10 protein-coding genes are annotated in these 13,846 nt (G+C 71.6%); 1 reads left to right on the top strand and 9 read right to left on the bottom strand.

The window, feature by feature from the left end; genetic code table 11:
- Window positions 1-91 precede the first annotated feature (91 nt).
- The 4 genes from G3I60_RS29325 to G3I60_RS29310 all read right to left on the bottom strand — a co-directional run bounded on the left by G3I60_RS29325 (window position 92) and on the right by G3I60_RS29310 (window position 4,740).
- On the bottom strand, window positions 92-328 hold the full coding sequence (locus tag G3I60_RS29325; protein WP_164607914.1) for a hypothetical protein: 237 nt from the start codon (window positions 326-328) through the stop codon (window positions 92-94).
- Between the two features lie 222 nt (window positions 329-550).
- A complete protein-coding gene (locus G3I60_RS29320) occupies window positions 551-1,330 on the bottom strand; it encodes a TIGR03936 family radical SAM-associated protein (RefSeq protein ID WP_138357744.1) in 780 nt (259 codons plus the stop codon).
- Window positions 1,331-1,713: 383 nt separating this feature from the next.
- On the bottom strand, window positions 1,714-3,183 hold the full coding sequence (locus tag G3I60_RS29315; protein WP_164295737.1) for a hypothetical protein: 1,470 nt from the start codon (window positions 3,181-3,183) through the stop codon (window positions 1,714-1,716).
- A gap of 90 nt (window positions 3,184-3,273) precedes the next feature.
- Window positions 3,274-4,740, bottom strand: a complete 1,467-nt coding sequence (locus tag G3I60_RS29310) for an APC family permease (RefSeq protein ID WP_164295736.1) — start codon at window positions 4,738-4,740, stop codon at window positions 3,274-3,276.
- A 146-nt stretch (window positions 4,741-4,886) separates the two neighbouring features.
- Here G3I60_RS29310 and G3I60_RS29305 point away from each other — a divergent pair, with 146 nt between their 5' ends.
- Window positions 4,887-6,080 (top strand): ROK family protein, encoded by a 1,194-nt coding sequence (locus G3I60_RS29305; RefSeq protein ID WP_232484968.1) that lies wholly within the window; start codon window positions 4,887-4,889, stop codon window positions 6,078-6,080.
- A gap of 23 nt (window positions 6,081-6,103) precedes the next feature.
- On the opposite strand, the gene G3I60_RS29300 is transcribed toward G3I60_RS29305, so the two are convergent.
- The 5 genes from G3I60_RS29300 to mreD form a co-directional block, all read right to left on the bottom strand.
- Entirely contained in the window at window positions 6,104-8,029 is a 1,926-nt protein-coding gene (locus G3I60_RS29300; protein ID WP_138357748.1) for a TIGR03960 family B12-binding radical SAM protein, read from the bottom strand.
- Between the two features lie 101 nt (window positions 8,030-8,130).
- Complete coding sequence (locus G3I60_RS29295; RefSeq protein WP_164295734.1) at window positions 8,131-9,651, bottom strand: CYTH and CHAD domain-containing protein; 1,521 nt, start codon at window positions 9,649-9,651, stop codon at window positions 8,131-8,133.
- Window positions 9,652-9,734: 83 nt separating this feature from the next.
- On the bottom strand, window positions 9,735-10,931 hold the full coding sequence (gene rodA, locus G3I60_RS29290) for a rod shape-determining protein RodA (protein WP_164295733.1): 1,197 nt from the start codon (window positions 10,929-10,931) through the stop codon (window positions 9,735-9,737).
- Window positions 10,928-13,141 (bottom strand): penicillin-binding protein 2, encoded by a 2,214-nt coding sequence (gene mrdA / locus G3I60_RS29285; protein ID WP_164295732.1) that lies wholly within the window; start codon window positions 13,139-13,141, stop codon window positions 10,928-10,930. Before mrdA ends, rodA begins: the two co-directional genes overlap by 4 nt.
- 75 nt (window positions 13,142-13,216) lie before the next feature.
- A complete protein-coding gene (gene mreD, locus G3I60_RS29280; protein ID WP_164295731.1) occupies window positions 13,217-13,846 on the bottom strand; it encodes a rod shape-determining protein MreD in 630 nt (209 codons plus the stop codon).

Raw genomic sequence — 13,846 nt, 5'->3', positions numbered from 1 at the left:
GATTCCGGGATTCATGGGTGTGGGACCGATGGACCCGGGTAGGCGGGTGCCATTGCCGGTTGCTCCTGGGAGGATGAGGAACATGACAGCGCTAGTGAAGGGTGGCGCGACGACGGGCGCGCGGCGGCGCGGCGGAGGTGTCGGTGTCCTCGGCGGACGCCGGGCTCGCGGCCGGGGCCTCGTCGGCGGAAGTGGCCGGTATGGCCGGCGCGGCGGGCGGGCCCGCCGGGCGGGAGACGGCGCGGCGGCGACGGCGGGGGGCCGTGGCTTCTTCGCTGGTTGCGGCGCCGGTGTCCGGCGCCTCGTTGGGCTCGTTGTGATCGAGCATTCGGGCAGTGCTCCCGTCATGCTCCCGGGCGCCGCGCTCTGTTCCGGTGGCGGCGGGCCGCGACGTCGGTCGTGGTGCCGCTGTCCGGGGGCGCGGGCGCCGCACGGGAGCTGTTGTCTCGCTCGTCGGCACGCCTGTGACGGGCCGACGAAAGTCTTATGAGGTCAGCGTCACCGGGCCCGGGTGGCTCCCTGGCGCGTCGGCAACACGTCGACGGCGTTCCTACGCGGAAGCTTCCCCAGCCTTCGGCGGGGAGTCCCCACTCGGCACCGTCGCGGCGTCGCGATCTGGCGCGAGCGGGTCGGTGACCGTCCCGGACTCTTCGTGGAGCGGCCCCTGCGCCAGCCTGGTCACCGCTGCGGGGACCGGCGGCGCGAGGTCGGCCGTCACACGGAGGCCGGACAGGACGTCGTCGGGTCGCACGGCAGGTGTCAAGTGCCGAACAACTAGCCGCAGTATCGCACAGGCGACAGGCTCGGGCCTATCCGCACCCTGTTCGAGCGCGTCAGCCGGCATGACCTCGAGCCGGGTGACGGCGTCGCGCGCGTCGAAGGCGCGCATGCCGTTCTTGGTCTTCCGCTCGACCTGGACGGTCTCGGCGGCGAGGAAGAGGGCGACCGCACGCTCCGCCTCGGCCGGCTCGACGCCGTCGAGCCGGAGCTGCCATACGGAGGCCTGCAGCCGCTCGGCGAGGCCGGAGGTACGGGCCTCCACCGCTTCGGTGATGTCGAGCCCGGTGGGCAGCGACTCGTCGAGCAGCAGTCGCAGCTTCTCGGGGTCGCGGACCTCGGTGAGGCCGATCTCCAGGTACTCGGCCTCGCTGCCGACGCCGGTGGGCGCGGCGTTCGCGTACGAGACCTTGGGGTGCGGGGTGAAGCCCGCCGAGTACGCCATCGGCACCTCGGCGCGGCGCAGGGCCCGCTCGAAGGCGCGCTGGAAATCGCGGTGACTGGTGAACCGGAGGCGGCCGCGCTTGGTGTAGCGCAGGCGGATGCGCTGCACCGTCGGTGCGGGCGGTGGGCCTTCGGGCTGTCGCTTGCCCAGTGTCGTTCAGTCCCTCGTACGTCTGCGGAGGCCTTGTCGGGGCCCGTTTGTCATACCCAAGGTTACGCCGCGTCGCGCACAGGTGATGACGGGCGGTGCGGAGCAGCGGGCCCGCGGGGTTTCGGCCAAATCTCATCCTCGCCTCCGGCCACCGCCATTCGCATCTCGTATGCATAACTGGTCTGGACCGGAACCGTTCCGTGGGACCGGTCCGCGCCGCCGGGTCGAGATCGAACTCACCAACGAGGAGCGGGCCGCCCGGACGTTCCTCGTCGGCGACCTGGCGTACGGCGACGGCTTCCGCCGGCTGACGACGCCGCCCCGCCGGGTCCCGGTCCCGCTCAGCGGTGGCCCGGCGGGACGCGCTTGCCGAACTCCGGGGCGCGCTTCACGAGGTCCGGGACGGGCGCCGCGCTCTGCTCCGGAAGGCGCGGGGCGCTCTTCGGCGCCCCGAACAGCATCCGGCGGGCGTCCGCCCGGGCCTCGCGAACGGTCACACGGACGGTGCGCAGCGCGTCCTGAACGATCTGCCGGGCCTCACCGACCGCCCGTCCGACCGGCGCGAGCACTTCGCGCCGCGTCCAGCGGCCGACGGCGCGCACGGCGTCGGCGGCCGGCACGACGACGGTGTGCCACACCCAGCGCGCCGGATCGCCGATCAGGGTCCGCGCCAGCCACTTCAGCCCGCGCCCCACCGCCCGCGAGATGTACCCGGCGACCCGCCAGGCATGGCCGAGCGCGGCGGCGATCTCCCGCCCCACCGGGGCCAGTACATAGCGGTAGAGGGCCACGACGGGCACCACGAGCAGATACCGGAGCAGCCAGCCGACAGCCGTGCCGACGGCCTCGGCCGACCAGGTGAGGGCCGTGCCGAGCGCCCGCACCGACCACGCCGCGGCCCGGCCCAGCGGCGTCAGCACGTACCGGTGGAACGCGACCACCGGCACCACGAACAGCACCCGCCCGAGCCACACCGCGGCGGTGCCGGACGCGCGAGCCGTCCGGACCGCGGCATGGCCGAGCGGCGTGAGTACGTAGCGGTAGAGAGCCACGGCCGGTACGGCGACCAGGTAGCGGAGCAGCCGGCCGGCGGCCGTGCCGAGTGCCCGCACCGACCACCGTGCGGCGTGGCCGGCCGGCGTCAGCACGTAGCGGTACAGGAGCACCAGCGGAACGACGACCAGCACGCGCAGCAGCCACCGCACGGCCGCGCCGGTGCCGTGGCCGGTGGCCGCGAGGGCGGCGGCCAGCGCGCGGGCGGCGGGGGCCAGGACGGCGGTGTGCAGCAGCCGCAGCGGCCGGACGAGGAGGTGGGTCACGAGCAGGACGACGCCGGTCCCGAGCAGCCGGACCAGCGCGGCCAGGCCGGATCCGGCGGCGCGCAGCGACCACGTCACGCCCTGGCCGAACGGCGTCAGGACGTAGCGGTACAGGGCGCCGAGCGGCACCACGACCAGCGTGCGCACCAGCCACCGGGCGGTGGTGGCGGTCCCCCGGCCGGCCGGGACGAGTACCGCCGTCCAGAGCCACACCAGCGGGACGGCGATGAGGACGCGGCCCAGCAGGGCGAGGGCGCCGCCCAGCCACCGGAGGGCGCGGCCGGTGCCGCGGGCCACGGCGCTGAGCGGTTCGACGACGACGCGCCGCCAGAGCCAGCCCAGGCCGGCGCCCAGACCGCGGCCCAGGGCGGCGAGCGCGTCCCACGCCATCCGCACCGGAAGGATCACGACGAGCGCGAAGATCCGCACCGGCATGCGTATCGCGACCGTCAAGCAGCCCTGGCCGGTGTCCCGTTCCCCCGTCACGCTCATGCGCGCACGGTACGTGACGCCGGCCGGAACCCAGAAGCGGAGGGGCCCCGGGCAGCTCGCCCGGGGCCCCTCCCTACGTCCCCGCGTCCGTCAGACGGCCGCCGGCGCGGTGTCCTGCTCGGTGTCGGGGTCGATCCCCTGGAGGTACTCCTCGGTGATCTCCTTCGGCCCGAACGGCCAGACCTTCTCGAAGCGGGCCCACAGGAGGAAGGCGACGCAGCCGAGGGCGACCCACGCCAGGGACCACTCGATGGGGTGACGGCCGGGCGAGTTCTTGTCCGCGTAGCCGTAGATCACCAGCCAGCCGACGAGGGCGATGATGCTCGGCAGCGGGTAGAGCCACATCTTGTACGGCCGGTGCAGACCGGGCTGGCGGCGGCGCAGCACCGAGACCGCGAGGATCTGCGCGAGCGCCTGGACGATCACCATGACGGTGGTGAGCAGTTGGATGAGGGTGGCCAGATCGGTGTGGCGGCCGATGAGGAAGCCGATCGCGGTGATGACGCCCATGGTGGCCAGGCCCAGCATCGGGAAGCGGTGCTTGGCGTGCAGCTTCCCGTACTGGCGGAAGAAGACGCGGTCACGGGCCGCGTCGTAGGGCACCCGGGAGCCGCCGAGGAGTCCGGTGAAGACCGAGGCGAAGGCCGTGATGAGGATGAGGACGGTGACGGTGTCGGCGGCGCCCTTGCCCCAGGTCTTCTCCATGACCGCGGAGGCGACCGACGAGGAGGCGATGTCGTCGGCGTTGAGCATCCGGTGCCAGTCGATGACCCCGAGGGTGCCGATCTGGAGCAGCAGGTAGATCCCCATGATGCCGAGGATCGAGAAGATGATGGAGCGCGGCAGGATGCGCCCGGGGTCCTTGATCTCGGCGCCCATGTACGCGGTGGTGTTGTAGCCGAGGTAGTCGTAGATGCCGATGGTGAGACCCGCGGCGAAGCCGATCCAGAAGGTGTGGCTGGTCAGTTCGAAGGCGTGCGCGGGGTAGGTGAAGGCCAGGTCCGCGTCGAAGTGGGTGAACGCGGCGAGGATGACCAGCGCGACCGACAGGATCATCACGCACCACATGACGGCGGTGATGCGGGCGATGTGCTCGATACCGCGCCACAGCAGCAGGACGACGAGCGCGATCATGCCGAGACCGACGGCGTCCCCCGCGTTCTGGCCCATGTCGGGGGCCAGATAGCCGAGGTACTGGACGAAGCCGACGACTCCGGTGGACATGATCAGCGGGATGAAGAGCATGGCCGTCCAGACGAACAGGAACGGCATGAGCTTGCCCGAGCGGTACTGGAACGCCTGCCGGAGGTAGACGTACGAGCCGCCGGAACCGGGCATCGCCGCGCCCATCTCGGCCCAGATCAGACCGTCGGCCAGCGCCAGCAGGGCGCCGGCCAGGAAGCCGATCACGGCCTGCGGCCCGCCGAACGCGGCGACCATCAGGGGGATGGTGACGAAGGGTCCGATGCCGCACATCTGGCTCATGTTGATGGCGGTGGCCTGGAACAGGCCGATACGGCGGACAAAGCCGCCGGCAGGTGGCGGGGAGCCGGACACGGTGCCTCCCTGGGCAGGTGACGGGGACGGGGAGCGGACTGCCGTTTCGCCAGTGCAGGGGTTCGCCTCGGCGCCGGGCGTGCTTAAGTTAAGTACCTTTACTTGATGCGTCAAGGGGTCACGGCGATATGCATGAGAATGGTGCGATGAGCAGCAGCGACGGTGGTGCGGAACAGCCCTGGAACCGACAGCGACTGCGCAGCACCAACGAGCGGCTCCTGCTGGAGCGGCTGCGGACCGGGGGCGTCGCCTCCCGCGCCCAACTCGCCCGCGAGACCGGCCTGTCCAAGCCGACGGTCTCCAGCGCCCTCGCCTTCCTCGAACTGGCAGGACTGGTCCGCGAAGCCGGCCTGCACACCCCCGAACGCGGCCGCGTCGCCGTGCTCTACGCCCCCGACGCCTCGGCCGGCTACGCGCTCGGCATCGACATCGGCCGCGCGTGGCTGCGGGTCGCCCTCGCCGACCTCGACGGAACGGTCGTCGCCCGCGCCGACGTCCGCAACCGCGCCCGCAGCTCCGCCGCGATGGCCGACCTCGTGGTCGCCACCTCCCACCAGGTCGTCGCCGACTCCGGCGTCGCCCCCGCCAAGGTCGCCCACGCGGTGGTTGGCACCCCCGGCGTGTACGACGAGACGCAGCGCCGGGTCCGCTACGCCCAGCACCTGCCCGGCTGGGGCCGGGCAGGCCTCTTCGACCGGATGCGGGACGAACTCGGGGTACCGCTGGCCGTCCACAACGACGCCAACCTGGCCGCCCTCGGCGAGTACACCTTCGGCGTCGGCGCGGGCAGCAAGCTCTTCGTCTACGTCATGATCGGCACCGGACTCGGCATGGGCGTGGTCTCCGAGGGCCGGCTGTTCACCGGCGCGCACGGCGCGGCGGGCGAGATCGGCTATCTGCCGTGGGCCGGCCCCGGCCACCACCGGCCGGACACCCCGGACACCCTGGAGAGCGCGGTGGCGGCCGACGCCGTCGTCCAGGCCGCCCGCGGGCTGGGCATGAGCGGCCCGCTCACCGCCAAGGACGTCTTCGACGCGGCACGGGCCGGCGACGTCGCCGCCGTGGCCGCCGTCCGCCAGGAGGGGGAACGGCTCGCGCACACGGTGGCGGCGGTGGCGGCGGTGCTGGACCCGGACCTGGTGGTGTTGGGCGGGGGCGTGGGGCACAGCGCGGACCTGCTGTTGAGCACGGTCCGGGACACCTTGCGGGCGCTGACACCGCTACGACCGAAGGTGGTGCCGAGCGCCCTCGGAGAGGACGCGGTGGTTCTGGGCGCGGTGGCCACGGCGCTCGGGACGGCACGGGATGTGGTGTTCGAACAGCGGTCGGCATCGTCCTAGGACGATGCCGACCGCTGCGGTTGCTACTTGACGACCGTCAGCGGGAGCAACTTCTTGCCCGTCGGGCCGATCTGGATGTCCAGGTCGAGCTGGGGGCAGACGCCGCAGTCGAAACACGGGGTCCAGCGGCAGTCCTCGACCTCGGTCTCGTCCAGCGACTCCTGCCAGTCCTGCCACAGCCAGTCCTTGTCGAGGCCCGAGTCCAGGTGGTCCCAGGGCAGGACCTCTTCCTCGGTGCGCTCGCGGGTGGTGTACCAGTCCAGGTCGACGCCGGTGCCGGGGAGCGCCTTGTCGACGGCGCGCATCCAGCGGTCGTAGCTGAAGTGCTCGCGCCAGCCGTCGAAGCGGCCGCCGTCCTCGTACACCGCGCGGATGACCGCGCCGATCCGGCGGTCGCCGCGGGAGAGCATGCCCTCGACGATGCCCGGCTTGCCGTCGTGGTAGCGGAAGCCGATGTTGCGGCCGTACTTCTTGTCGTTGCGGATGGCGTCCCGCAGCTTGGCGAGCCGGGCGTCGGTCTCTTCGACGCCGAGCTGGCCCGCCCACTGGAAGGGGGTGTGCGGCTTGGGGACGAAACCGCCGATGGAGACCGTGCAGCGGATGTCGTTCTGCCCGGTGACCTCGCGGCCCTTCTGGATGACGTTGCGCGCCATGTCGGCGATCTGCAGGACGTCCTCGTCGGTCTCGGTGGGGAGCCCGACCATGAAGTACAGCTTCACCTGGCGCCAGCCGTTGCCGTACGCGGTGGCGACCGTACGGATCAGGTCCTCCTCCGAGACCATCTTGTTGATGACCTTGCGGATGCGCTCGCTGCCGCCCTCGGGGGCGAACGTGAGGCCGGACCGGCGCCCGTTGCGGGTCAGCTCGTTGGCGAGGTCGATGTTGAAGGCGTCGACCCGGGTGGAGGGCAGCGACAGGCCGACCTTGTCCTCCGTGTAGCGGTCCGCGAGGCCCTTGGCGATCTCACCGATCTCGCTGTGGTCCGCGGAGGAGAGCGAGAGGAGGCCGACCTCCTCGAAGCCGGTGGCCTTGAGGCCCTTCTCGACCATCTCGCCGATGCCGGTGATGCTTCGCTCCCGCACGGGGCGCGTGATCATGCCGGCCTGGCAGAAACGGCAGCCGCGGGTGCAGCCGCGGAAGATCTCGACGGACATCCGCTCGTGGACGGTCTCCGCGAGCGGGACCAGCGGCTGCTTCGGGTAGGGCCACTCGTCGAGGTCCATGACGGTGTGCTTGGAGACCCGCCACGGCACGCCCGAGCGGTTGGGGACGACGCGGGAGATCCGGCCGTCCTCCAGGTACTCGACGTCGTAGAACCTGGGGACGTACACCCCACCGGTCTTCGCGAGCCGGAAGAGCACCTCGTCACGGCCACCGGGACGGCCCTCGGCCTTCCAGGCGCGGACGATGTCGGTGATCGCCAGCACCGCCTGCTCGCCGTCGCCGATCACCGCGGCGTCGATGAACTCCGCGATCGGCTCGGGGTTGAAGGCCGCGTGGCCGCCCGCGAGCACGATCGGGTCGTCGAGCGTGCGGTCGGCGGCGTTGAGCGGGATGCCGGCGAGGTCCAGCGCGGTGAGCATGTTGGTGTAGCCGAGCTCGGTGGAGAAGCTCAGGCCGAACACGTCGAACGCCTTGACCGGACGGTGCGCGTCGACCGTGAACTGCGGAACCTGGTGCTCGCGCATCAGGGCCTCCAGGTCGGGCCACACGCTGTACGTGCGCTCGGCGAGGACGCCCTCGCGCTCGTTGAGCACCTCGTAAAGGATCATGACGCCCTGGTTGGGCAGGCCGACCTCGTACGCGTCCGGGTACATCAGCGCCCAGCGCACATCGCAGGCGTCCCAGTCCTTGACGGTGGAGTTCAGCTCCCCACCGACGTACTGGATGGGCTTCTGGACGTGCGGGAGAAGCGCTTCCAGACGGGGGAAGACCGACTCGACAGGCATCAGAGATGTCTTTCATCAGCGGGCAGGGGTGACCCTCAAGACTAGCGCGCCTTCGGAGTCGCCTTCGCCCGGTGGAAATCCCGGCCGTGCGCCGCACCGGATCACGGCCGGAGATCGGCCTCGCGCCAGCGCTCCGGGAGCTGCTCCTCCACCTCGATCGCGCGGGCCCGCTCCAGCTGGCTGAGCGCGCCGTACGGGAAGGCGCTCTCGCCCGCCGCGACGGCCTCCCCGGCCAGCCGGGCGATCGCGACCCGGCACATCACGCTGTCCTGGTGCTCGCCCAGCAGCTGCTGGACGGACTTCATCCGGGCGGTGTGCTCCTTCGCCGGGGAGCCGAGCACCGGGCGGGCGGCCTCGGCGCAGTAGCGGGCGCGCTTGGCCGCCTTGCGGGCCTCGTGCAGCGCCAGATCGCGCTCCTGGCCGCGTTCGACGGCCATGGCGGCCTCGACGAGCCTCCGCAGCCGCCGGTGGTCCCGGCGTACGGCCTTCTGCACCGCGGGCGTCGCGGCCGCCTTCGCGCCCTCCAGGTACGGCGGGTCCGAGAGGAGTGCCTCGACCATGTCCAGCACCTGGAAGTAGTGCGGGCCGCCGAGCACCCGCAGCACGGCGGCGTGCGTCTCGCCGTGCGCCTTGGTGCCTTCCGCGAGCAGCCGGCTGCGCAGCGTTTCGTCGATCAGGTCCGGGGCGAGCTCCGTGAGCCGCTCCTGCAGCCGCTCGGCCAGCACCTCACGGTCGCGCTCCGTGCCCAGCACCGCGCCGAGCCACTTCAGCTCCTCGCCGACCGGGTCGGTCACGGCCCGGTCCAGCTCCCGGCGGAAGGTCTTCAGGGCGCTGCGCGCCCGCCGGGCCGCGACCCGCATCTGGTGCACGGCGTCGGGCTCGGCCCGCCGGACCTCGGGGTCGAGGGCGATGAGGGCCCGCAGCTGCTCGTACAGATAGGCCAGCGCGGCGTCCCCGGCGGTGAGGATCTCGGCGGGCGGTCCCGGCGGGACGATCGCCGCCGTCAGCCGGTCGCCGAGGGCGCGGGCGAGCTTGGAGGGCGAGTCCGAACGGTGCAGTCCCACGGCGGCCAGCCGCTGCTCGACGGCGTCCAGGAGCGCGGGCCTGCCGCCGACGAGTTCGACCTCGAACTCGGTCCAGGTGATCGCCACTGCCTTGCTCGCCGGGCCGGCTCCCAGCAGCTGTGCGGTGACGTGGTCGTGGGCGATCTCCGCCAGGGGCTCCCCCGCCGCGTCCAGCAGATGCTGCCGCTCGCGGTGGTTCTTGAGCCGCACGACGGGGATCAGCCGCCGCCCCCGGGTGTGCACGGCCACCTCGGCGGCCAGGTCCTTCGGGACGGTGCGGGTCGCGCGTCCGAGCGGGGCGTGCACCTCGGTGCGGGTGTCGGCCTCGGTGGTCGGCAGTTTCAGATGCCAGCCGGCGTCGTCCCCGCCGGTGCGGCGGCGCAGGGTGATCCTGCGGGCCGCGAGGCGCAGGTCCTCGGTGTCGAAGTAGACGGCGTCGAGTTCCGCCGGATCCAGGTCACAGCTGCTGACGACCTTGGGCAGCCCGCTGAGATCGGGCTGCTCGAACCGGCCGTCCGCTTCGTACTTGCGCTCGGTCTCCCGCACACGCTTACCCATGAAGGGAACGTAGTCGCGGGTTCCGCTGCGGGCAATGGCACGTACCTTGCCACCGGCCGGTTCGTTCCGGCCGGTGGCGGCGATCAGGCGGACATCGGGCGCTGTATCCGGACCGCCTGGAGCAGTCCGATGGCGATCCAGATCGCGAACATCGACGAGCCGCCGTACGACACGAAGGGCAGCGGCAGGCCGGCGACCGGCATGATGCCGAGCGTCATCCCGATGTTCTCGAACGCCTGGAACGCGAACCAGGCGACGATGCCGGCCGCGACGATCGTGCCGTACAGGTCGGTGGCGCTGCGGGCGATCGCGCAGGCCCGCCAGACGATCAGCCCGAGCAGGACGATGATCGCGGCGGCCCCGACGAAGCCGAGCTCCTCGCCGGCGACGGTGAAGACGAAGTCGGTCTGCTGCTCGGGCACGAACTGGCCGGTGGTCTGGCTGCCGTGGAAGAGCCCCTTGCCGAACAGGCCGCCGGAGCCGATCGCGATGAGCGCCTGGTGGGTGTTGTAGCCGACGCCGGCCGGGTCCAGGGCGGGGTTGGCGAACGCCGCGAACCGGTCGACCTGGTACTTGTCGAGCACGCCGAGCTGCCAGATCAGCGCGGCCCCCACCGCGCCCGCCGAGATCAGGCCCAGCACCCAGCGGTTGGAGGCGCCGGAGGCGAGCAGCACACCGAGGATGATCACCGCCATCACCATCACCGAGCCGAGGTCCGGCATCAGCATGATGATCGCTATGGGCAGCGCGGCCCAGATCAGGGCCTGGAGGACGGTGCGGTGGTCGGGGTGCACGCGGTCGCCCGCGTCCACCCGCGCCGACAGCAGCATCGCCATGGTCAGGATGATGGTGATCTTCACGAACTCGGACGGCTGCAGCGAGAAGCCGCCGCCGATCACGATCCATGAGTGCGCGCCGTTGATCGTGGTGCCCAGCGGGCTGAGCACCGACAGGATCAGCAGCACCGAGATCACGTAGAGCACCGGCACGACACCGCGCAGCCGGCGGTGTCCCAGCGCCACGACGCCCGCGGCGAGGCCGAGGCCGATGCCGGTGTTCATCAGATGGCGCAGCAGGAAGTAGTACTGGTCGCCGTGGGTGAGGTTGGTGCGCCCGCGGGTCGCCGAGTAGACGAGCAGCGTGCCGATCGCCGACAGCGCGAGTGCGGAGCCCAGCAGGACCCAGTCCATCCGGCGCAGTATCGAGTCCCGGGCGAGCAGTTTGCCCAGGGTGCTGCGTTCCGGGGTGAAGCGGCGGATCGTGTAGCCGTTGGCGGTCATGAGACGTACCTCCGGCCCAGCAGGAGCTTGTCGTCGCGGCCGGGGGCGAGCGCGGCGAGCACCGGGCCGCCGGCGGGCGCGGAGGGTGCGCCGGACGACGGGGCGAGGGTGGTGACGGCGGACGCGGCACGGACGACGGAGCCGTCGTCGGCGAACTTCGGCAGCTTCGTCTCGGGGGTCGGCAGCAGCGCCTTCTTGCTGTCGATCGAGCCGTTGGCCTGGATGCCGTACATCGCCTCGTAGATCTTGCGGATCGCGGGTCCTGAACCGCCGGAGCCGGTGCCGCCCTGCGAGATCGTCATGACGATCGCGTAGTCCTTGGTGTACGTCGTCAGCCAGGACGTCGTCTGCTTGCCGTCGACCTCGGCGGTACCGGTCTTGGCGTGCAGCTGGATCTTGTCCTGCGGCCAGCCGGAGAAGCGCCAGGCGGCGGTACCGCTGGTGATGACGCCGGCGGTGGCCTGGTTGATGTACTTCAGGGTCTCGGCGCTGTCCGGCAGCTTGCCGGTGGCCTTGGGCGCGATCGGCTTGATCGTCTTGCCGTCCGCGCTGACGATCGCCTTCCCTATGGTCGGCTGGTAGAGCGTGCCGCCGTTGGCGAGGGCCGAGTAGATCCGCGCCATCTGGACCGGGGTGACGAGGGTGTCACCCTGGCCGATCGCGAAGTTCACCGAGTCACCGGCGCGCATCACATTGCCGTCGACGCAGTTCTCGCGGGCGATCTGGGTCGCGTAGTCCTGCTTGTTGGTCTTCCCCTCCCGGCACCAGTAGTCCACGTTGGCCTCGAAGTAGGCCTGCTTCCACTGGCGGTCCGGGACCCGGCCCTTGACCTCGCCCGGCAGGTCGATGCCGGTCTTGGCGCCCAGGCCGAACTGGTGGGCGGTCTTGTAGAAGAAGTCCTTGGGGTTCTTGGGCTTGGTGCCGCCGTCCGCGAGCCACTGGTTGTACGAGAGCCCGTAGAAGACGGTGTCGCAGGAGATCTCCAGCGCCTTGCCGAGGTTGATCGCGCCGAAGCTCTCGCCCTCGAAGTTCTTGAACACACGGCCGCCGATGGTCATCGACGAGGTGCAGGGGTAGGCGCCGTCGAGCGGGTATCCGGCGTTGACGGCGGCCGACGTGGAGATCACCTTGAAGGTCGAGCCGGGCGCCGACAGGCCCTGGATGGCCCGGTTCAGCAGCGGGTAGTTCGAGTCCTTGCCGGTCAGCTGCTTGTAGTCGGCCGGCGAGATGCCGCCGACCCACGCGTTCGGGTCGTACGTCGGGGCGCTGGCCATCGCGATGACCTGGCCGGTGTGCACGTCCATGACCGTGACCGCGCCCGAGTCGGCCTTGTAGTTGGTGCCCGTGACGGTGTCGAAGGTCTTGCGGGCCTCCACCATCGCGTCGTTCAGCTCCTTCTCGGCGACGGCCTGGACGCGCGAGTCGATGCTGGTCACCAGATTGGCGCCGGGTTCCGCGGGCGTGTCACCGGCCCGGCCGATCACCCGGCCGAGGTTGTCCACCTCGTAGCGGGTCACGCCCGCCGTACCGCGCAGCGCCGCGTCGTACTGGCGCTCCAGGCCGGAGCGGCCGACCTGGTCGGAGCGCAGCAGCGGCGTGCCGTTCTTCTGCGAGGAGGCGATCTCGTCGTCCGTGACGGGCGAGAGGTAGCCGAGCACCTGTGCGGCGTTGGCCTTGCTCGGCGCCGGGTAGCGGCGGACGGCGGTCGGCTCCGCGGTCACACCGGGGAAGTCCTCGCGGCGCTCCATGATCTGCAGCGCCTGCTGGGTGGTGGCCTTGTCGGTGATCGGGATCGGCTGGTACGGCGAGCCGTTCCAGCAGGGCTGGGGGGTCTTGGCGTCGCAGAGCCGGACCTTGGCGATGACGTCGGCGGGCGGCATGGCCAGCACCGCGGCGAGCCGGGTGAGGACGGCCTTGCCGTCGTCCTTCTGCTTGAGCAGCTCGGTGCGGCTGGCGGATACCACCAGCCGGGTCTCGTTGTCGGCGATGGGCACACCGCGCGCGTCCAGGATCGCCCCGCGGACCGCGGGGGTCACGACCTGCTGGATGTGGTTGCTGGCGGCCTTCTCGGTGTACTCGTCACCGTTGCGGATCTGCAGGTACCACAGGCGTCCGCCGAGGGTGAGCAGCAGGGAGAAGACGAGGATCTGCAGGATGACCAGGCGGATCGTGACGCGGGAGGTGCGGCCGGTCTCGGGAATGTTAGACATCGGCGCGCGGCGCCTTCCTCGCGGGATTCGTGGCGGTGGGGTTCCCCGTGCCGGAGGCCAGGGGAGGGCGGGCGCTCACAGCCTGCGGCCTCCCTTGGCGATGGAGCCGACCCGGCTGCCGCGGCCGACCCGGCCGAGCAGGCCGGCGCGCTGGCTGCCGATGCGGCTGCCGTAGCCGCCGGCCACGTCCTCGGCGAGCGGGTCGTGGTCGAAGCGTCTGGCCAGTGCCATGACCAGCGGGACGATGAACGGGGCGAGCAGCAGGTCGTAGACGGCCGCGGTGAAGATCAGCTTGGCGAGACCCACATGGGCCCCGGCGGTGTCGCCGACCAGGGCGCCGACGCCCGCGTAGAGCAGGGTGCCGCCGATGGCCGCCGCGACGACGACGAGCATCGGCATGGCGGCGGTCCGCAGCTGCCCGGTCTCGGGCTTGGCGAGGCCCGCCAGATAGCCGATGACGCACAGCACGAGCGCGTACCGGCCGACGGCGTGGTCGGCGGGCGGTGCCAGGTCGGCGAGCATGCCGGCGCCGAAGCCGACGAGTGAGCCGCCGACGTGGCCGTAGGTCAGCGCGAGGCCGAGCACGGTGAGCAGCAGCAGGTCGGGTACCGCGCCGGGCAGGTGCAGCCTGGCGAGCACGCTGACCTGGACGACCATCGCGACGACGACCAGGACGGTGGAGAGCAGGATCCGGTTGAGTCGCAT

Source organism: Streptomyces sp. SID13666, assembly GCF_010548325.1.
Lineage (GTDB): Bacteria > Actinomycetota > Actinomycetes > Streptomycetales > Streptomycetaceae > Actinacidiphila > Actinacidiphila fildesensis.
Note: the sequence above shows the minus strand (reverse complement) of the source record. Positions and strands in the feature narration are given on the sequence as shown.

What these genes read in the sequence shown, in the direction of transcription:
- G3I60_RS29325 (WP_164607914.1), bottom strand. Translation starts at nt 328, where the DNA reads ATGCTCGATCACAACGAGCCCAACGAGGCGCCGGACACCGGCGCCGCA.
- G3I60_RS29315 (WP_164295737.1), bottom strand. Translation starts at nt 3,183, where the DNA reads ATGAGCGTGACGGGGGAACGGGACACCGGCCAGGGCTGCTTGACGGTC.
- G3I60_RS29305 (WP_232484968.1), top strand. Translation starts at nt 4,887, where the DNA reads ATGAGCAGCAGCGACGGTGGTGCGGAACAGCCCTGGAACCGACAGCGA.
- G3I60_RS29300 (WP_138357748.1), bottom strand. Translation starts at nt 8,029, where the DNA reads ATGCCTGTCGAGTCGGTCTTCCCCCGTCTGGAAGCGCTTCTCCCGCAC.
- G3I60_RS29295 (WP_164295734.1), bottom strand. Translation starts at nt 9,651, where the DNA reads ATGGGTAAGCGTGTGCGGGAGACCGAGCGCAAGTACGAAGCGGACGGC.
- rodA (WP_164295733.1), bottom strand. Translation starts at nt 10,931, where the DNA reads ATGACCGCCAACGGCTACACGATCCGCCGCTTCACCCCGGAACGCAGC.
- mrdA (WP_164295732.1), bottom strand. Translation starts at nt 13,141, where the DNA reads ATGTCTAACATTCCCGAGACCGGCCGCACCTCCCGCGTCACGATCCGC.
- mreD (WP_164295731.1), bottom strand. Translation starts at nt 13,846, where the DNA reads ATGCGACTCAACCGGATCCTGCTCTCCACCGTCCTGGTCGTCGTCGCG.